This window comes from Steroidobacter agaridevorans (genome assembly GCF_009932555.1).
Lineage (GTDB): Bacteria > Pseudomonadota > Gammaproteobacteria > Steroidobacterales > Steroidobacteraceae > Steroidobacter > Steroidobacter agaridevorans.
Map to the genome: position 1 here is coordinate 701,213 of NZ_BLJO01000003.1, position 19,460 is coordinate 720,672.

General features: G+C 62.8%; 14 protein-coding genes and 1 pseudogene. 13 read left to right on the forward strand and 2 right to left on the reverse strand.

Translation table 11 applies throughout. From position 1 onward, the window contains the following. Window positions 1-34 precede the first annotated feature (34 nt). Window positions 35-3,106 (forward strand): TonB-dependent receptor, encoded by a 3,072-nt coding sequence (locus GYH35_RS13895; RefSeq protein WP_161828765.1) that lies wholly within the window; start codon window positions 35-37, stop codon window positions 3,104-3,106. A gap of 53 nt (window positions 3,107-3,159) precedes the next feature. Next, window positions 3,160-4,611 (forward strand): hypothetical protein, encoded by a 1,452-nt coding sequence (locus GYH35_RS13900; protein ID WP_161812365.1) that lies wholly within the window; start codon window positions 3,160-3,162, stop codon window positions 4,609-4,611. A gap of 132 nt (window positions 4,612-4,743) precedes the next feature. Here GYH35_RS13900 and GYH35_RS13905 read toward each other — a convergent pair. Continuing rightward, window positions 4,744-6,510 (reverse strand): annotated as a pseudogene (locus GYH35_RS13905) (phosphoenolpyruvate carboxykinase (GTP)); the annotation flags it as partial. A 138-nt stretch (window positions 6,511-6,648) separates the two neighbouring features. On the opposite strand from GYH35_RS13905, the gene GYH35_RS13910 reads away from it, so the two are divergent. The 8 genes from GYH35_RS13910 to GYH35_RS13945 all read left to right on the forward strand — a co-directional run bounded on the left by GYH35_RS13910 (window position 6,649) and on the right by GYH35_RS13945 (window position 14,991). Further along, entirely contained in the window at window positions 6,649-7,119 is a 471-nt protein-coding gene (locus GYH35_RS13910) for a DUF11 domain-containing protein (RefSeq protein WP_161812367.1), read from the forward strand. Beyond that, window positions 7,119-9,113 carry an ATP-dependent DNA helicase gene (locus GYH35_RS13915; RefSeq protein WP_161828766.1) on the forward strand — a complete coding sequence of 665 codons (1,995 nt, stop codon included), beginning with the start codon at window positions 7,119-7,121 and terminating at the stop codon, window positions 9,111-9,113. Before GYH35_RS13910 ends, GYH35_RS13915 begins: the two co-directional genes overlap by 1 nt. Before the next feature lie 4 nt (window positions 9,114-9,117). Then, a complete protein-coding gene (gene tsaB / locus GYH35_RS13920) occupies window positions 9,118-9,789 on the forward strand; it encodes a tRNA (adenosine(37)-N6)-threonylcarbamoyltransferase complex dimerization subunit type 1 TsaB (protein WP_161828767.1) in 672 nt (223 codons plus the stop codon). A gap of 172 nt (window positions 9,790-9,961) precedes the next feature. Further along, the gene (phoB, locus tag GYH35_RS13925) at window positions 9,962-10,657 is read left to right on the forward strand and encodes a phosphate regulon transcriptional regulator PhoB (protein WP_116811317.1); all 696 of its coding nucleotides are present in this window, start codon (window positions 9,962-9,964) and stop codon (window positions 10,655-10,657) included. Between the two features lie 3 nt (window positions 10,658-10,660). After that, window positions 10,661-11,995 carry a phosphate regulon sensor histidine kinase PhoR gene (gene phoR, locus GYH35_RS13930; protein ID WP_161812370.1) on the forward strand — a complete coding sequence of 445 codons (1,335 nt, stop codon included), beginning with the start codon at window positions 10,661-10,663 and terminating at the stop codon, window positions 11,993-11,995. 273 nt (window positions 11,996-12,268) lie between these two features. After that, window positions 12,269-13,633, forward strand: a complete 1,365-nt coding sequence (locus GYH35_RS13935) for a putative porin (RefSeq protein WP_161828768.1) — start codon at window positions 12,269-12,271, stop codon at window positions 13,631-13,633. 101 nt (window positions 13,634-13,734) lie between these two features. Then, window positions 13,735-14,487: a phosphate signaling complex protein PhoU gene (gene phoU, locus GYH35_RS13940; RefSeq protein ID WP_161812372.1), complete on the forward strand. Its 753-nt coding sequence runs from the start codon at window positions 13,735-13,737 to the stop codon at window positions 14,485-14,487. 3 nt (window positions 14,488-14,490) lie between these two features. Beyond that, on the forward strand, window positions 14,491-14,991 hold the full coding sequence (locus GYH35_RS13945) for a disulfide bond formation protein B (RefSeq protein WP_161828769.1): 501 nt from the start codon (window positions 14,491-14,493) through the stop codon (window positions 14,989-14,991). Here GYH35_RS13945 and dapE read toward each other — a convergent pair whose 3' ends face one another. After that, window positions 14,992-16,137, reverse strand: a complete 1,146-nt coding sequence (gene dapE, locus GYH35_RS13950; RefSeq protein ID WP_161812374.1) for a succinyl-diaminopimelate desuccinylase — start codon at window positions 16,135-16,137, stop codon at window positions 14,992-14,994. 270 nt (window positions 16,138-16,407) lie between these two features. Here dapE and GYH35_RS13955 point away from each other — a divergent pair, with 270 nt between their 5' ends. The 3 genes from GYH35_RS13955 (at window position 16,408) to pstA (ending at window position 19,458) form a co-directional block, all read left to right on the forward strand. Continuing rightward, window positions 16,408-17,412 (forward strand): PstS family phosphate ABC transporter substrate-binding protein, encoded by a 1,005-nt coding sequence (locus GYH35_RS13955; RefSeq protein ID WP_161828770.1) that lies wholly within the window; start codon window positions 16,408-16,410, stop codon window positions 17,410-17,412. Window positions 17,413-17,584: 172 nt separating this feature from the next. After that, entirely contained in the window at window positions 17,585-18,517 is a 933-nt protein-coding gene (pstC, locus tag GYH35_RS13960; RefSeq protein WP_161812376.1) for a phosphate ABC transporter permease subunit PstC, read from the forward strand. Continuing rightward, window positions 18,517-19,458: a phosphate ABC transporter permease PstA gene (gene pstA / locus GYH35_RS13965; RefSeq protein WP_161812377.1), complete on the forward strand. Its 942-nt coding sequence runs from the start codon at window positions 18,517-18,519 to the stop codon at window positions 19,456-19,458. The genes pstC and pstA overlap by 1 nt, the downstream gene beginning before the upstream one ends. The last annotated feature ends 2 nt before the right edge of the window (window positions 19,459-19,460 follow it).

Sequence of the window (19,460 nt, forward strand, 5' to 3'; positions counted from 1 at the left end):
ATCTTCTCGAACAGCGATGGCGAGAGCCCGTTCAATGAAGAAATTCAGCCAGAACCTCATTTCCGCAGCGGTACTGACCTGCCTGGCCAATGCCGCCGCGGCCGACGACGAACTGGTGCTCCATGTATTCCGCGACGGCGCGCTCGCCACCGACCTGGCGATCTCACTCGACGGCGGCGCGCCGAAGCCGGTCAGCGCCGGCGGCAGTTTTGTTTTCGATCTCGGCGCCGGTCCTCACAGCGTGCAGGTGCTGGCTTCCGGCCAGCCGGTGCATGTGTTTCGTTTCGACGCCGCCGACGGTCAGAACGTAGACATCACCGTCACGCTCGCGGCGAACTCGGAGCCGGCGGTCGCGATCGATTCGTATGCAAAGAATCAAGTCGCCGCCGAGCGCAGCGGCGCGGCGGCTGGTTCTCTCAGTGGCGTTGTGACTTTGAACGGCACGCCCCTCGATCACGCCACGGTCGCGGTTCGCAATGCACGTGCATTGGCGACCACCGACGCGAACGGCCGTTACACGCTGGAACTGCCTCGCGGCTCTTATGAGATCGTGGTGAGTCACCCGATGATCACGGGCGGGCCGCTCCGTCAAAACGTGCGAGTCGTCAGCGGCATCAACGGCCAGCAGAACCTGGCGTTCGCCGGCGAAGGCGCGGCGGCGGTGAATGTCGTGCCCGCCGACGTGGAACAAGTCGTCGTCGTGAGCCAGCGCGAACGCGGCGAGACGGAGCAGGCGGCAGCGAACATCGTCGACATCATCGATGCCGAGGCCTTGGCGCGCGCCGGTGGTTCGGACGTCGCTGCTTCAGTCGTGCGCGTGCCGAGCATCACGATCCAGGAAGATCGCTATGTCTTCATCCGCGGCCTCGGCGATCGTTACGTCTCGACGACGCTCAACGGCGCCACCATGCCCAGCACCGATCCGTCGAAGCGCACGGTGCCGCTCGATTTGTTTCCGACCAACATGGTCTCGCAGCTGGATGTGAGAAAGACCTTCACGGCCAACATGCCGGGCGAGAGCACCGGCGGCAACCTGGTCATCAACACTCGCACGTTCCCGAATCAGCCCGGCGGCTCGGTGAGCGCATCGATCGGCTACAACTCCGATCTCACCGGCGACAAGGTCAACTCCGATCCGATCAGCGGCGACTTCGACTTCTTCGGCATCGACGACGGCAGCCGCCAGGAGGATGGCTTGCTGCCGCTGATCTCGGACGCGATGAATCGCACCGACCTGTCGGCCAACACGATTCGCAAGTTGCAGCAGGCCGGCGGCCTGCTCATCAAGGACAATCTCGATCCGACGACCACGACCGCCGGGCCGAAGGGCACGCTGAATCTCAACTACGGCGACACCTTGGGCATCGGCGACTCGGAGCTGGGTTATTTCGCGGCCGCCAATTTCACCAACGGCTGGTCGCAGCGCACGGACGGCATCTCGCGCACCTACGGCAGCGGCGGCGACCTGCTCGATGACTTCAAGTTCGAAGAGCACAGCAACAACGCAGATATGAGCGGACTGCTGTCGCTGGGCTTGAGCATCGGCGATCACAGCTTCGCGTCGAATTCGCTGTTGTCGCGTTCGACCGAGAGCTCGGTGCGCGTCTCCGACGGTTTCGACGGCGACGAGTTGGTGCCGTCCTATCGTTACAGCATGGAATGGGTCGAGCGCATGTTCATCGCGCAGCAGTTCAGCGGCCAGCACAGCCTCGGCAATCTGCTGGCGAAGTGGCAGGTGACCGCAAGCCGCGCCGAGCGCGAATCGCCGGATCGTCGTGAAGTGCGCTATGACCTGCGCACTGGCGATGACGTCGATCCGGTCACGGGTCAGATCACCGACGGCGCCGGCAGCGGTACGGGCATCTACAACCTGAAGACACCTGACCTGCTGCGTCGCTACGACGACCTGACCGACGACAACCTGGATGTGTCGACCGACTGGAGCTATGAGTTCGACAACTCGACGCTGTCAGCCGGTCTGCAAGGAATCACCCGCGAGCGCGAATCCGAATCGCGCAGCTACGGCTTCCGTGGCGCCGAGAGCAATGCACCGAACCTGAGCGTCGGCGATGTCATCAACATCGATACCATCACGGGCAATCCCTCGACCGGTTATGCCTTCGAAGACAAGACGCTGGCCAGCGATTCTTACGAAGCCGAGCTCGATCTGTATGCCGGCTATGTGAGCTACGACTATAAGTTCAGCAATTTCCAGATCGTGGGCGGCGGACGCTACGAGCAGTTCAAACAGACGACCGATACATTCAGTCTGTCCGGCGCCGAGGAGGCGGTGCGCTCGGAGATCGACGAAGGAAATTTCCTGCCGTCGCTGTCGTTCAACTGGTTCGTGAGCGACAAGAGCCAGCTGCGCGCCACCGCGGCTCGCACCGTCGCGCGGCCGGATTTCAAGGAAACATCGAACGCCACGTTCTACGACAACGAGTTCGACTTCCGCGTGCGCGGCAATCCGCTGCTGAAGATTTCGGAGGTCGATAACTACGACCTGCGCTTCGAGCAGTATTGGAACGATGCCGATAACGCCAGCATCGCGCTGTTCTACAAGGATTTGAAGGATCCGATCGAGCGGGTCGCGGTGAGCGCCTCGGGCACCGCGGGCAACACCCGTACGTTCCAGAACTCGGATGCGGCGACGATCTACGGCGTTGAACTCGATGGCCGCAAAGAGTTCGGGCTCAACGCTGCGTACACGCATACTTTGTTCGTAGCGGTCAACGCGAGCTATATCGAATCCGATGTGGATCTCGCCAACGGTCAGTCGCGCAAGCTGCAGGGTCAGCCCGATTACACGGCCAACCTGATCCTCGGCTACGACAACATCGGCACGCGCCAGCAGTACACGCTGCTGCTCAACCAGAACGGCGAGTCCATCCAGGACGTGGGCATCCAGGGCAATCCGGACATCATCGAAGAGCCGCGCCTGAGCCTGAATTTCAACTATCGCTACGAGGTCTTCGACGACTTCGTGCTCAAGTTCAAAGCCATCAATCTGCTGGACTCGGATGTCGAGTTCACGCAGGGCGGCAAGATCTTCCAGAGCTACCGCCGCGGCGCGGAGTTCGAAGCCGGTTTCGATTGGAAGTTCTGATCCAAAGCAGGTCGTTGCGACAGCAACCGTATATTCAAGTTAGAGGAGTCATCATGCGTTCGAATAAGTTGGTCCTGGTCGCGGCGGCGGTTGCCAGCGCCTTGGGGCTGTCCGCCTGCTCGGATGGCGATCGTAGTTCGTTGACGATCGAAGGCGACACCATCAACGAGGCGCCAAACAATCCGACCAACCCCGGCAACGGCGTTTCCACCTGCCCGAGCTTCGCTACGGCGCGCCCGCAGACCTCCACTGGCACGAACGTCTGCCAGCTGCCGTCGACCATCTCGGCGAGCACCGTGCTCACCGCCAACACGATCTGGTACATCGCCGATCGCGTGACGGTCGGCAATGGCAACGGCGAAATGGGCGTGAACGCGGGTACGCTCGCCAACGGCCTGACCGTGCAAAACGTCACGCTGACGATCGAAGCCGGCACGCAGATCAAGGCGCAGGTGGGCACGTTCGCCAACATCATCATCACCCGTGGCTCGAAGATCATGGCCGAAGGCACCGCCGCGGCGCCGATCGTTTTCAGCTCGGAGGACGATAACTACGACGGCACCGGCGAATGGGGCGGCTTGATCCTCCATGGCTATGCTCAGCACAACAACATGGAGTGCAATACGGACCCCACCAAGGGATGTAACGTCGATTCCGAGGGCGAGTCGGGCTTCGCCGGCGGCAAGAACAACGCGGACAACAGCGGCGTGCTGAAGTATGTGGTCGTCGCTGAAGGCGGCTATGCGTTCGCGCCGGGCAACGAGATCAACGGCATCTCGTTCGTCGGCGTCGGTTCGGGCACGACGGTCGATTACGTGCAAGTCCACAACAACAAGGACGACGCCATCGAGATGTACGGCGGCACGGTGAACATGAAGCACCTGGTGTTGACGAACAACCTCGACGACACGATCGACTGGGACGAGGGCTACCAGGGCAACATCCAGTACGTCATCGTCAATCAGGCGGGTGACAACACGGACGGCAATGCCGTCGAGGCTGACACCGACGGCAGCACGACCAGCCCCATGCTGTCGAAGCCGACGCTGGCCAACTTCACGTTCCTGGTGAACACGATCGACGCGAACGCGACTGCGTTGAACCTCAAGGCTCGCACCGGCGGCTTCTTCCACAACGGCATCATTACGCTGCGCCCGAGCAGCGCCGTGACAAGCTGCGTGCTGGTGAGCGGCAGCGGGGCGCAGGCCAACCGCAACGTTTCGTTGTACTTCGATAACGTCATCGTCAACTGCGGCCCGTTCGGCGATGCGGTGCTGAATCAGACCACGGTGTTCGCCGTCGATCCGGCGCTGGCCGCGAACTACACCACAGCGGTGGCGCAGGCCACCCTCGGCGCGAACTACGACTGGACCGCGTTCAAGGGTGCTCACTCGGAAAGCGCTGCGGACACCACGTTCCTCGAAGCGAACAACTTCCTGGGCGCGGTGAACCCGAACGGCTCGAACCTGTGGTACCAGGGTTGGACGCTGCCGGGCTCGCTGTAATCAGCGCCTGAGTCGAGGCAATCGCAGGGCCGGATTCCTTCTGGGAGTCCGGCCTTTTTTCGCCCGTCTTCAGCAAATAAAAAAGCGGCGGCACCGTGAGGCGCCGCCGCTTTGTTTCATCTGCTCGAGTTTTTACGCGGCGTTCGACGCTTCCAATCGCTTCGCCACGCCCTTCAACTCTTCACGCAGCTGACTCGGCACGCGGCTGCCGTACTCATCCAGGTACTTGCCGATCGCATCGATTTCCTGGCGCCAGGCGGCGGGGTCGATGGACAGCAAGGTCTCGAGCGTGGACGCATCCATGTTGAGCCCGCTCACGTCCAGGTCCTGCTTGCGAGGCACGAGGCCGATCGGAGTTTCGATCGCTTCGGCTCGGCCGTCGCAGCGGTCGGCGATCCACTTCAGCACGCGCAGGTTCTCGCCGAAGCCGGGCCACATGAACTTGCCGTTGCGGTCCTGGCGGAACCAGTTGACGTGGAAGATCTTCGGCAGCTTGCTGGCGTTCTTGCCGCTGCCGAGCTTGAGCCAATGGCCGAAGTAATCGGCGAAGTTGTAGCCGGCGAAAGGCTTCATCGCCATCGAGTCACGACGCACGACGCCCATCTGGCCAACGGCCGCGGCGGTCGTCTCGGAGGCCATGCCCGCGCCGACAAGCACGCCATGTGCCCAGTTGCGCGCTTCATAAACCAGCGGGGCAACTTCGCGACGACGGCCACCGAACAGGATCGCGGAAATCGGCACGCCTTCCGGCGCGTCCGCGAGCGTGGAGTAAATGGGGTTCTGCTTCGCCGAAACGGTGAAACGTGAGTTCGGATGAGCAGCGGGGCCATTGCCGGTGTACGGCTTGCCTTGCCAATCGAGTGCCGGCTTGCCGGTCTCGAGCCCTTCCCACCAGGGCTGATTGTCTTCGGTCACCGCGACATTGGTGAAAATCGTGTCGCGCTGGATCATGTCGTAGGCGTTGCAGTTGGTCTTGCGGTTCGTGCCCGGCACGACACCGAAGTAACCCGATTCGGGATTGATCGCGCGCAACTGACCTTCGTCATCGACATGCAGCCAGCTGATGTCGTCGCCCAGCGTCCAGATCTTCCAGCCGGGCATCGAGTTCGGCGGAACGAGCATGGCCAGATTGGTCTTGCCGCAGGCGGACGGGAAGGCCGCAGCGACGTAATGGGTCTTGCCTTCGGGGCTCTGCAGGCCCATGAGCAGCATGTGCTCGGCGAGCCAGCCTTCTTCGCGCGCCTGGAAGCTGGCGATGCGCAGTGCGTGACACTTCTTGCCGAGCAGCGCGTTGCCGCCGTAGCCCGAGCCCACGCTCTTGATGGTGAGCTCTTCGGGGAAGTGCATGATGAAACGGCGGTCGGGATTCAGATCGCCGATCGAGTGCAGGCCCTTCACATACTTGTCTTCGCGCTCGATGCGCTTCAGCGCGGCGTCGCCCATGCGAGTCATCATGCGCATGTTGACGACGACATACGGGCTGTCGCTGATCTCGACGCCGCAGCGGGCGAACGGCGAATCGATCGGGCCCATGCAGTACGGGATCACGTACATGGTCCGGCCCTTCATCGCGCCGGCGAACAGGTTGTCGACCTTGCGATGGGCTTCGATGGGATCCATCCAGTGATTGTTCGGGCCCGCATCCTCCTTATTGCGCGTGCAGACGTACGTCAGATGCTCGACGCGCGCCACGTCGGAAGGGTGAGAGCGGTGCAGATAACAATTGGGATGGGTGTCCTGGTTGAGCTTGATAAGATCGCCGCTCTTGAGCATCGCTTCGATCAATGCGCTGTTCTCGGCATCCGACCCGTTGCACCAGTGGATCGAATCCGGCTGGGTGAGGCGGGCGACATCCTCCACCCAGCGTTTGAGCGATGCATTAGACGTGGTCATTAGAGCGGCAACCTCGCGACTTCATGAAAACTCATAGATGTATTAGTGCCAGTGATTATACCCAGCGTCTTCCGCGCTGCATGGCCTGTCGGGTTTCCGTAACACGTTCGCTCATGGGATAACGCAGGAATATTTCGTATCTTGATGAAATCCCTGGTTTTAGTCTCGGCATGGCTGACAACGTTCGCCACGCTTGCTGGCGCCACCGAGGCGGTCGAGCTGCGCACTCAGCTGGTCGCCGAGGTTCGCGAGACCACCGGACCCGCTGAGCGCCCGGTCTTTCGACTGGTGCCGGCGACCCGGCTTTCGCAAGGTCAGGTCGTCTACTACACCGTCCGAATTACCAACCCAACGCCGGTCTTCGCCAATAAGGTCCAGGTCAGTCAATTGATACCCGCCAATACCACCTACCTGCCGGGCTCCGCGGCCGGGCCGGGGGCGGAGATCGAGTTCTCGATCGATGGCGGCCAGAGCTTTGGCCGGCCCGAGAACTTGAAGCAGACTGACGGCACGCGCGCGCCACCGGCGCGTTACACCCACATCCGCTGGACGCTGGAGAACCCGCTGGCGCCAGGAGCCACCGCGTTGGCTCGGTTCAGAGCGACTTTCAACTGATGCAGGACTTCGAGGAAATCTTTGGCGCCGAGGGACCGCTGGCGACGGCGATCCCTGGGTTCGCGACGCGCGATGAGCAGATCGCGATGGCCGAGCACGTGTGGCAGGCGCTGCGCTCGCAGGGCCGGCTCATCGTCGAAGCGGGCACGGGGACGGGCAAGACGTTCGCGTATCTGGTGCCCGCGTTGCTCTCCGGCCGGCGAGTGATCATCTCCACCGGCACGCGCAATCTGCAGGATCAGTTGTTCCATCGCGATTTGCCGACGGTGTCGGCGGCGATCGGTCGTCCGGCGCGCGTTGCGCTATTGAAAGGGCGCGCCAATTATCTGTGCGTGCACCGGCTCGAGATGGCCGAGCAGCAAGCCGTCTCTCGCGGCCTTCGGCGCGAAGTCGCCGTCGCGTTGAATCGGGTGCGCACCTGGGCGCAGGTCACCAAGGAAGGCGATATCTCCGAGCTCACGCAGCTCAGCGATTCGGATCCGGTGTGGCCGTGGGTGACATCGACACGCGATAACTGTCTCGGGCCCGAGTGCCCATCCTTCGATCGTTGCCACGTCGTCAACGCCCGGCGCAATGCGCAGGCCGCCGACATCGTGGTCGTGAATCATCATTTGCTGATGGCCGACCTGGTGTTGAAGGAAGAAGGCTTCGGCGATCTGCTGCCGGGCGCCGACGCGATTGTCATCGACGAGGCTCATCAGCTGCCCGAAGTGGCGGCGAATTTTCTGGGCTTCACGGTTTCGAGTCGTCAGCTGCAGTCGTTGGCGCGCGATCTCGCCAGCGAATTGTTGCTGGCCGGGCCTCAGCAGGCCGTGTCTGCCGCGTTCTCGCAAACCATCGACCGGCAGCTGATCGATCTGCAGGATTCGCTCCGCAGCCAGCGCGAGCGCTGCGAATACAAAGACTGGCCTTCGCTCACGATCGAAGGGCTCGCGAGTCTGCGCGCGTCGCTGGACGATCTGACGCAGTCGCTGGTCGAAGGCTCCAAAGACAACACGGGGTTGGCCAATCTGCGCCGGCGCGCCGCCGATCTGGCGGACCGATTGAACTCGATGATCGAAGAAGAGAGCAAAGCGACCGTGCCGAGCGTGCGGTGGGCGCAGAGTTCGGGGCAGGGCGTGTCGTTTCATCTGGTGCCGCTCGACGTGGCCGAGCAACTCGGCAAGCTCGTGCAAGCGAACGCCGCGGCCTGGGTGTGCACGTCAGCGACGCTTGCCATCGGTGAAAGCTTCGATCACTTCATGCAGCGGATTGGCATGCGTGACGCGCGAACCGCGCGCTACGGCAGTCCGTTCGACTATGAGTCGCAGACACTTTTGTATCTGCCGAAAGGATTGCCGCCGCCATCGTCGCCGCGACACACAGTGAGTGTCGTCGACGCCGCGTTGCCGGTGTTGCGGGCAAGCGGTGGGCGCGCCTTCATGTTGTTCACGAGTCATCGCGCGCTTCGTGAAGCCGCGGACCTGTTGTTGGCGCGCTTGGGCCCGGCGTTGCCGTTCCCAGTGCTGGTTCAAGGCGACGCGCCCCGCGAGGCGTTGTTGTCCAGGTTCCGCGAGCGGGGCAATGCCGTGCTGCTGGGAACGAGCAGTTTTTGGGAAGGTGTCGATGTGAAGGGCGCGGCGCTGTCGGTGGTGATCATCGACAAGCTGCCGTTCGCCGCACCGGACGATCCCGTGCTCAAGGCGCGTCTGGACGCCATCGAGCGTCGCGGCGGCAATGCGTTCTTCGAGGAGCAGATCCCGCAAGCGGTGATCACGTTGAAGCAGGGCGTCGGCCGGTTGATGCGCGACCCGAACGATTTCGGCGTCATCATGCTGTGTGACGAGCGGCTCCGGACCAAGGGCTACGGACGCATTTTCCTGGACAGCCTGCCGTCCATGCCGCGCACCGGGAATCTGGTCGACGTCCAGCAGTTCCTGTTCGAGCGGTTGAGCGCCATCGGGCTCGCCCCCGATCCCAACGCGATGAATCCTTCCGCCGTCATTGATTGGTAATCTCATGCGTTTGCTTGCAATCGATACGGCCACCGAACGTTGCTCCGTCGCTCTGCGCCTGGACGGCAAAGTGATTGAGCGAAGCAGCGAACAGCCGCGGGGCGCGGCCGATCTGGTGTTGCCGATGGTCGACTCGGTGCTGCAGGAAGCGGGTGTGCGCCTCGCCGATCTCGACGGCATTGCTTACGGGCGCGGGCCGGGCGCATTCACCGGTGTTCGTATCGGTGTCGGCGTCGTTCAGGGGCTCGCGTTCGGCGTGGGCCTGCAAACCGTGGGCATCTCGAATCTCGCCGCCGTGGCTCAGCAAGTGGCGCAGCCGGGCGATCGAATTCTGGTGTGCATGGATGCCCGCATGGATCAGGTGTACTGGTCGAGCTTCGCTCGCGAGCACGGCGCGGACCTGGTCACGCCGCTGTCGGCAGAGCGGGTGGATGCACCAGATGCGGTCGTTGACGGCAACTACACCGTCGTGGCCGGCACGGGGTTCAAGGCATACCCGAAGCTGCGCGCACGATTGGCCACCGGCGACCGCATCGTTCATGAAGCCGCATTACCCAAGGCCAGCGACATCGCCTTGCTGGCGGAAGCGGAATTTCGGGCGGGCCGGGCCCGGCCCGCGGCCGAAGCCGAGCCCGTTTACGTGCGCGATCAGGTCGCGCATGTCAAAGGCGCCTGAGGCTCACAGGCCTGTAAGCCGCCTGCAATAAAGCCGGGTAATTCGTGCCTGGGTTCGCAGCTTTGTCATCTATCGGGTGATTTCCTCCAGGCGCGTCATGCGACTGTAATACTTCATTGCTGTAATGTGCGCCGTCACCCATGTCATTGAATCAAGGCCACTTCGCTAAGTCATGGCAACCAAGCAAATTCTGATCGTCGAGGATGAGCGGCCCATCCGCGAGATGATCGCCTTCGGATTGCGACGTAGCGGTTTCGAGGTGAGGGAAGCGGCGGACGTGAGCGCCGCGCGGGCCAGCATCGCCGACCAGCGTCCCGATCTGGTGCTGATCGACTGGATGTTGCCCGACATGAGCGGCCTGGAGCTGACCCGCGCGTTGAAACGCGACAAGGAAACCCAGGAAGTGCCGGTGATCATGCTCACCGCCCGCGCCGAGGAGCAGGACAAGGTCATGGGTCTGGACAGCGGCGCCGACGACTACGTCACCAAGCCGTTTTCCCCGCGCGAGCTGTTGGCCCGCATCAATGCAGTTTTGCGCAGGTCGACCAATGGCAGCGGCGAAGAGCTGATCGAGGCCGAAGGGCTGGTGCTGGATGCCGCCGGCCACCGCGTCACCGTGGGCGATCGCACTGTGCAGCTCGGCCCGACCGAATATAGGCTGCTGTCTTTCTTCATGACGCATGCGGAGCGGGTGTACAGTCGCGCCCAACTCCTCGATCGCGTCTGGGGAGGCAACGTTTATGTGGAAGAACGAACGGTCGATGTGCACATCCGTCGCTTGCGCAAAGCGCTCGAGGCTTTCAATTACGATCGTTTCATTCAGACCGTGCGAGGCTCGGGATATCGATTCTCAACGCGCGCGGAGTAGCCGTTGAAGAAAATACTCAGCGCTTTTTCGCCGTCGGGCTGGCGATCGGTGTCCCGGCTCGGCATCGCGCTGGCAGCCGCGTTCCTGATCGGCCTGATGTTCGGCCGTGTCGCGCTGGCGCTGGCGATCACCTTCGGTATCTATTCGATCGTGCAGCTGCGGAACGTGCTGCGCGTGGAGTATTGGCTGCGCCACCGCCGCGTCGAGTCGCCTCCGGACATCAGCGGCGTGTGGGGAGAAGTCGTGACCATCATCAGCCGCATTTATCGACGCAAGCAGTTTCACCGGGCCCGAGTCACCGGCTTGCTGCGCGAATTTCGCCGCCTCACCAGCGCGATGCCCGAGGGCGCCGTGCTGCTCGGCCCCGATCATGAAATTCTGTGGTTCAACGGCCGCGCGGGCGACTGGCTGCGGCTGCGGCGCAAGCGCGATGTCGGCATCCGCGTCGAGAATCTGGTGCGTCATCCCGCGTTCGTCGATTACTTGAAAACCGGTTATCCGAGCGAAGGCCCGATCGTGCAGGACCTGGAGACCGATCGCTGGCTGGCTTTCAACCTCGTGCGCACCGGGACCGCCGAACGGCAGTTGCTGATGGTGCGCGATGTGAGCCAGGAGCAGCAGCTGCAGTCGATGCGCAAAGACTTCGTCGCCAATGCATCGCACGAGCTGCGCTCGCCGCTGACCGTCATCAGCGGTTATCTCGACGCGCTAGCCGACGACCAAGAGCTCGATCCGGCATGGAATACGCCGGTGCTGGAGATGCGCAGGCAGGCCGACCGCATGCGCACCATCATCAAGGATCTGCTCGAGCTGTCGAAGCTCGAGTCGGGCGAGCACACACAGGAGGAGAGCGCGGTCGACATGGCCGGCATGCTCGCGCTGTTACGCAAGGAAGTGATGGCGCTCGATGAGCGTCCCCGCAACGTGCGGCTGAATCTGGAAAGCGATGCGTTGTTGAAAGGCATCGAGTCGGAGCTGCACTCGGTGGCGTCGAACCTGATCACCAACGCCGTCAAGTACACGCCGACGGAAGGCGAGATGGAGTTGCGCTGGTGGGTCGACGATTCCGGCGCGCATCTGTCGGTCCGCGACACCGGCGTCGGCATCGCCGAAGAGCACATTCCGCGTCTGACCGAACGTTTCTATCGGGTCGACCCGGGGCGGGCGCGCAGCATGGGCGGTTCGGGCCTGGGCCTGGCCATCGTCAAACATGCTTTGCAGCGTCACGACGCCACGCTCGAGATCAAGAGCAAGGAAGGCGTCGGCAGCACCTTCACCTGTCATTTCCCTCGCACTCGCGTGATTCCACGCAGCGCCGGCGTCCTCGCCACCGCTTGACTTGTTGCTTCCCAGCCGCGGCCCGGAAAACCGGGCTCGCGTGCTGCTGCCTGGAATATTCCCTCTGTAGGGCCGCAGCTGCGCCCGAATTGTTGCTGCTTGTAATATTTGACGCCTGTCGCCGTAATGCAACTGCAATTTCCGGGCGCCGAATATGGCCTCCTGAAACATTACTGTAATAAGTCGGCCGTATAACGCTCACCGTTAAGTTCACTTGGGGCAATGCCTGCATGTCGCGGGCGTTGTTTTCCCTAACCACGAACGGAGAGCAATGTGAAGAATCTCGTGCTCGCAGCCGCAGTGGCGACTGCACTGTCCTCGGTGTCCATGGGCGTCCAGGCAGCCAGTCCCAACGAGCTGGCGCAGATCCGTGAGCAGCTCGAAGCGCTCATGCAGCGAGTCGACAAGCTGGAACAGGAAAACACCGAGCTGAAGTCGGAGAACGAACAGCTCAAGGCCATGGATGAGAAGCTGCAGGCCAACGACGATTATCTGAAAGGCGAGGCCCGCGGCCTGCGCAAGGAAACGGCGCAGCAGGCAGTCGAAGTCGCCAAGACCAAGGGCGCCGATTGGGCCGGCAAGGTCGCGTTCACCGGCGACATGCGTTATCGCTACGAATACATCAGCGATGAAACGTTGAGCAACGTGAGCGGTGTGGGCCTGGTGCCGACGGCGGATCGTTATCGCGATCGCATCCGCGCGCGTCTGACTGCGACCGTGAAGGCGACCGACAACATCACCGTGGGTATCGGCATGACGACCGCCGAAGGCAACGATCCACGGTCGGGCAATCAGAGCCTGAAAGACGTGTTTTCCAAGAAGCCGTTCGATCTCGATCTGGCGTACTTCGATTGGAAGTTCGCCTCGTGGGGCAACCTGATCGGCGGCAAGATGAAGCAGCCGTTCGTGAAGCCCGGCCAGAGCCTGTTCTGGGATAACGACATTACGCCGGAAGGCCTGGCGCTCGGTTTCCAGAACGGCATGTTCTTCGGCACCGCCTACAACTACTGGCTGATCGAACAGTCCGGCACCGAGAACACCCGCACCGCGGACACTATGTTGCACGGTCTGCAGCTGGGCATGCGTTTGCCGGTGGGGACGAGCACCCTCATGCTTGCCGCTCATTACTACGATCTGAGCGCGGCCGTCGGTCGTTCGCCGTTCTATAACTCGAACTCGAACAACAACACGACGGATACCGCGGGGACCGCTCAAGTGCTGCGTTATGACTACGAAGTCATCAACCTGAGCGCCGAGTTCAACACGCTGCTCGGCGAGCTGCCGTTCTCCGTCTGGGCGGACGTTGCGGAGAACCAGGACCCATCGGATGAGAACATGGCCTGGGCCGCGGGTGTGCTGTTCGGCAAGGCGTCGAACTATCGCACTTGGGAACTGGGCGCCGGCTATCAGAAGATCGAGAAGGATGCACTGTTCGCGCAGCTGATCGACTCCGACTTCGCCGGCGGCTTTTCCGACAACGAAGGTTGGGTGCTGCGCGCCGCTTACACGCCAGTGCGCAACTGGACGCTCAACACCACGTACTTCTTGAACAAGCGCAACGCCGAAGTGGCCAACAGCCTCGGTCAGGTCGATGTCGACTACGATCGTCTGCAGGTCGATTTCAACGTCAAGTTCTGATTCGAGCACCCGCCAGGCAGGGCGGAGAGCGTGTGGCGCTCTCCGCCCTTTTCTTTTCCCAGTCCGCGGGTTATACAGCCTGCGATCCCAAAGGTGATGTCATGGAAAAGTCCGATCTCTCTCATCACATCCTGAGTCGCTACAACGACGACCTGGAGCGCGTCCGTACCAACGTGCTGCAAATGGGCGGCTTCGTCGAGGAGCAGCTCAAGCAGGCGGTGACGGCGCTGGTTCAGGGCGACAGCCGCCTGGGCGAGCAGGTGGCGCGCGGCGACCAGAAAGTGAACGCCATGGAAGTGTCCATCGACGACGACTGCAGCCGGATTCTGGCGACGCGGTCGCCGGCGGCCTCCGATCTGCGCTTGATCGTGGCGGTCATCAAGACCATCACCGATCTGGAGCGCATCGGCGACGAAGCGGAGAAGATCGGCTACATCGGCTCCCGCCTGGCGGCGGTGGAGCGCCCGGCGGATCGCTACCGCGAGATCAAGCATCTGGGCCGGCTGGTCGGCGACATGGTGCATGAAGCGCTCGATGCGTTCGCGCGCCTGGATCCGGAAGGCGCCGTCGCGATCGCGAAAAAAGATCGCCTGGTGGACGAGGAGTTCGAAGCCATCCAGCGCCAGTGCATCACCTTCATGATGGAAGATCCGCGCACCATTCGCCGGGCGCTGGATGTGCTGTGGGTGGCCCGTGCGCTCGAGCGCATCGGCGACCACGCGAAGAACGTTTGCGAATACGTGGTCTACATGGTTCACGGCAAGGACATCCGCCATCTCTCGATGGAAGACGTCGAAAAGCATCTGCAGTCGCGCTCACAGCGCCAGCAGGAATCGCTTCCGCCAGCCCGCTAATTCATGCTGACAATCAATCGTCGCGTCGGTAACGCGCTGGGCTTTCTCGCTTGTGCGGCTCTGATGGGGTACGCGCTGTATGCGCAGCACGTGCTCGGGCTGGAGCCGTGTCCGCTGTGTATTTTTCAGCGTGTCGCGGTGATCGCGGTCGGCGTCTTGTTTCTGATCGCCGCGCTTCACAATCCCGCCTCGAACAAGGGAGCGCTGGCGTACGGCGTGCTGATCGATCTGGCGACGCTCGTGGGCATCGGCATTTCCGCGCGTCACATCTGGATCCAGGCGCAGCCGCCGGGTTCGGTGGCTGCCTGCGGCGCGGACTTGAACTATCTGCTGGAAATCATGCCCGTCACGGACGTGATCAACAAAGTGCTGTTCGGCTCGGGCGAGTGCGGCAAGATCGACTGGAGCCTGCTCGGTCTGTCCATGCCCTGGTGGGTGCTGATCTCGCTGGTGGCGCTGGGCGCCTGGGCGGCGATCGTCAATATCGCCGCCCGCGCCAAGTAATTACTTAGCCAGCATCAACTCCATCACCCGCTCATACATCTGCGTGAGCGTGACGATGTCGTCGACCCGCACGTTCTCGTTCACCTTGTGAATGCTGGCGTTGAGCACGCCGAGCTCGACGACTTGCGCGCCGGTGGGCGCGATGAAGCGGCCGTCTGAGGTGCCGCCGGTGGTGGACAGCTCCGGAGTGCGATTCGCTTTTTCCTGAATCGCCTGCACCACGGCCTTCGACAGCGCGCCCGGCGCGGTGAAGAAGGGCAGGCCGGAGACAAACCACTCCAGCGTGTAGTTCACCTTGTGACGGTTCAGGATCTCGGTGATCGTGGACTGCAGTTTCTCGACCGTCTGCTCGGTGGAGAAGCGGATGTTGAAGCGAGCCTTGAGCTCGCCCGGGATCACGTTCGGCGCGCCGGTGCCGGCGCTGATGTTCGAGATCTGGAACGTCGTTGGCTGGAAGAACTCGTTGCCTTTGTCCCAGGTGCGTGCCGCGAGCTCGGCCAACGCCGGCGCCACGGCGTGAACCGGGTTGTCGGCCAGATGGGGATATGCGACGTGCCCCTGGACGCCGTGCACGGTCAGCTTGCCTGACAGCGAGCCACGCCGGCCGATCTTGATCACATCGCCCAGTTTGTCGGTGCTGCTCGGCTCGCCGACCACGCAGTAGTCGATCTTCTCGTTGCGCGACTCGAGCACTTCCATGACGCGACGGGTGCCGTCGACCGACGGGCCTTCCTCGTCGCTGGTCAGCAGGAAGGCGAGGGTGCCTTTGTGATTGGGGTGCTTGGCGACAAAGCGCTCGGTGGCGACGACCATGGCGGCAAGGCCGCTCTTCATATCCGCGGCGCCCCGGCCATACAGAATGCCGTCGCGGATGACCGGCTCGAACGGATCGGTGTGCCACTCTTCCCGCGGACCCGTCGGGACCACGTCGGTGTGTCCGGCGAAGCACAGCAGCGGGCGCTCGGTGCCGTGCAGGGCCCAGATATTCTCGACCGGACCGAACGGCATGCGCTCGACGCGGAAGCCCGCGGCCTCGAGGCGCTGCGCGATGATCTGCAGGCAACCCTGATCCTCCGGGCTGACCGAGGGACGACGGATGAGTTCCTGGGTCAGGAGCAGAGTCGGGTCGTCGGCGGGCGTGGGCAAGGGCGTGAACTCCTGCAAGCGAGAGAGCAGCGGTGGGGAAGTGGGCGCGGTCTTATATCCAGGTGCACCCCGGCTCGCAAGGGGTGTCGCTAAGTCGCTACCCCAAAACGAATTTTCTGCGACCGTGAGCGGCTTGTTACGCCCAGATGACGAAATCGGAGCCGAACCGGCCCGGCTGTAATACGACTGTCATCGAAGGCCGTCAGACTCCGCGCCAGCTAGCTGATTCACCTGTTTCGGTCCTCTCTCCCATAACGAGGGTTCAAATCAATGAAGTTGTGGCACAAGTTGGGCGCGTCGGTCTTCCTGACGGGCTTCGCGGCTGTAGCCGCGCCGCAGTTCGCACACGCGCAGAGCGTCATCAAGATCGACGGCTCCAGCACCGTGTTCCCGATCGCCGAAGCGGTCGCCGAGGAATTCCAGATCAGCAAGAAGGGCAAGGTTCGCGTCACCGTCGGCATCGCCGGCACGGGCGGCGGCTTCAAGCGCTTCTGCCGTGGCGAGACCGACATCTCCAACGCCTCGCGCCCCATCCTGAAGGAAGAGATGGAAGTCTGCGCCAAGGCCGGCATCAAATATATGGAGCTGCCGGTGGCGTTCGACGCGCTGACCGTCGTGGTCAACCCGCAGAACAACTGGGTCAAGTCGCTGACCGCGGCTGACCTGAAGAAGATGTGGGAGCCGGGCGCGCAGGGCCGCGTGACCAAGTGGAACCAGGTGCGTTCCGAATGGCCGGCCCAGCCGCTGATGCTGTTCGGTCCCGGCGCCGACTCCGGCACGTTCGACTACTTCACCGAAGCCGTGAACGGCAAGGCCAAGGCCAGCCGTGGCGACTACACCGCGAGCGAAGACGACAACGTGCTCGTGCAGGGCGTGGAGAACAACAAGAACGCCATCGGCTACTTCGGCTACGCGTACTACATCGCGCACAAGGACAAGATGCGCGCGGTGCCGATCGTGAATCCGCAGGGCAAGGAAATCGGCCCGAGCATCGCCGCCGTGAACGATGGCAGCTACAACCCGCTGTCGCGTCCGCTCTTCATCTACGTGCGCGATACCGCCGCCGCCCGCGCCGAAGTCAAGGAGTTCATCAATTTCTACCTGACCGATGGCGCCAAGCTCGCCGAGGAAGTGGGTTATGTCCCGCTGCCGGCCGAGGCTTACAAGGTGGCGTTGAAACACTTCAACGACAAGAAGCTGGGCACCGTGTTCGGCGGCGTGCCGGAAGTCGGTGTGACCATCGACGCGCTGCTGGCGCGCGAAGGCAAGCTCTAATCGGCTTCGATAAATAGGGTAAACCAGCGGGCGGAATTCCCGGTGCTCCCCTTGCCGGGAGTTCCGCCACAGCTGGAGCTGGGATCAGAGGCGCTGTAACACTACAATGCGCCCTTCGCGGACGGGCCGGTGCACGCACCTGGCGGCGTGACACACGGGCAAGCGGGTATCTATGGCTTCTACGGCGGCTACAACTTCCAACGATCTGGTTTCGCGCAGCGGCCTGCGCTACCGCAAGATCCGGGACCGCATCGTCGAGACGTTCCTGCTCGCGGCCGGCCTGGTCGCGGTGTTCACGACCCTGGCCATCGTGGTCATCCTGTTGACCGAATCGGCCGCGTTCTTCGAGCACGTCTCGCTGAAAGACTTCCTCACCGACACGATGTGGACGCCGCTGTTCGCGGACGCTCACTACGGCATCCTGCCGCTGGTGGCGGGCACGTTGACGACCACGATCGTGGCGCTGATCGTCGCCGTGCCGGTGGGCACCATCATTGCGATCTACCTGAGCGAGTTCGCGTCGCACCGGCTGCGCGAGACGGTCAAACCGATCCTCGAATTGCTCGGCGCGGTGCCGACCGTGGTGTACGGCTACTTCGCGCTGACAGCGGTGACGCCGTTGTTACAGATGCTCATGCCCGAGCTGCCGGGCTTCAACATGCTGAGCGCCGGCCTGGTGATCGGCTTGATGATCGTTCCTTATGTCGCGTCGGTCAGCGAAGACGCGATGCGCGCCGTCCCGCGTTACATGCGCGAAGGCTCGTACGCGATGGGCGCGACCCGCTTGCAGACGGCGCTCCGTGTCGTTGTGCCGGGCGCGTTCTCCGGCCTTGCGGCCGCGTTCATTCTCGGCATCTCGCGCGCCGTCGGTGAGACGATGGTCGTCGCGATCGCCGCCGGCATGCAGCCGAACTTCACCTTCGATCCGCGCGAGCAGGCCGCGACCATCACCGCTTACATCGTGCAGGTCAGCCTGGGCGATCTGCCCCACGGCAGTATCGGTTATCAGAGTATTTTTGCCGCCGGTCTGGTGCTGATGTTGATCACGCTCATCTTCAACGTGATCGGCTTCTCGCTGACGCGTAAGTTCCGCGAGGCGTACTGATGGCCACCGCAAACGTTCCGGATTATTTGCACCCGGATTCGATCCGCACCGGCCTGTCGCGGCGGAAGATGCTCGACCAGGTGTTCGTGATCGTCGGCCTGGTGCTGATGTTCGCCTGTCTGGGCGTGCTGGCCGTGCTGTTCATGAACCTGGTGCTCGACGGCTCGGAGCGCTTCGGCTGGGACTTCTTCACCAACTTCCCGTCACGCCGCGCCGAGCGCGCCGGCATTCTGGGCGCCTGGGTCGGCACCTCGCTGATTATGCTGGTGACTGCGTTCTGCGCGGTGCCGGTCGGCGTGGCCGCGGCGATCTATCTCGAAGAGTACGCGCCGAAGAACTGGTTCACCGCGATCATCGAGATCAACGTGACCAATCTGGCGGGCGTGCCGTCCATCGTCTACGGCCTGCTGGCGCTGGGCCTGTTCGTGTATCAGTTCGGGCTGGGGCAGAGCATCGCCGCCGCCGGCCTGACGCTGGCGCTGCTGATCCTGCCCATCGTCATCGTCGCGACGCGTGAGTCGATCCGCGCCGTGCCGAAGTCGATTCGCGAAGCGGCGTATGGCCTGGGCGCCACGCGCTGGGAAGTGACCAAGGACCACGTGCTGCCGTACTCCACGGGCGGCATTCTCACCGGCATGATCCTCGGCCTGTCGCGCGCCATCGGCGAGACGGCGCCCATCATCACCATCGGCGCGCTGAGCTTCATCGCGTTCCTGCCGTCCTCGCCGATCACCAGCGAGTTTCCGTTTATCTCTTTCCAGTGGTTGAACGATCCGTTCACGGCCATGCCCATCCAGATGTTCAACTGGGTGTCGCGTCCGGACCAGGCGTTCCAGGCGAACGCGGCTGCGGCCGGCGCTATCCTGCTCGGCATGACGCTGCTCATGAACGCGGTGGCGATCTGGATCCGCTACCGCTTCCGCAAGAAGATCAATTGGTGACC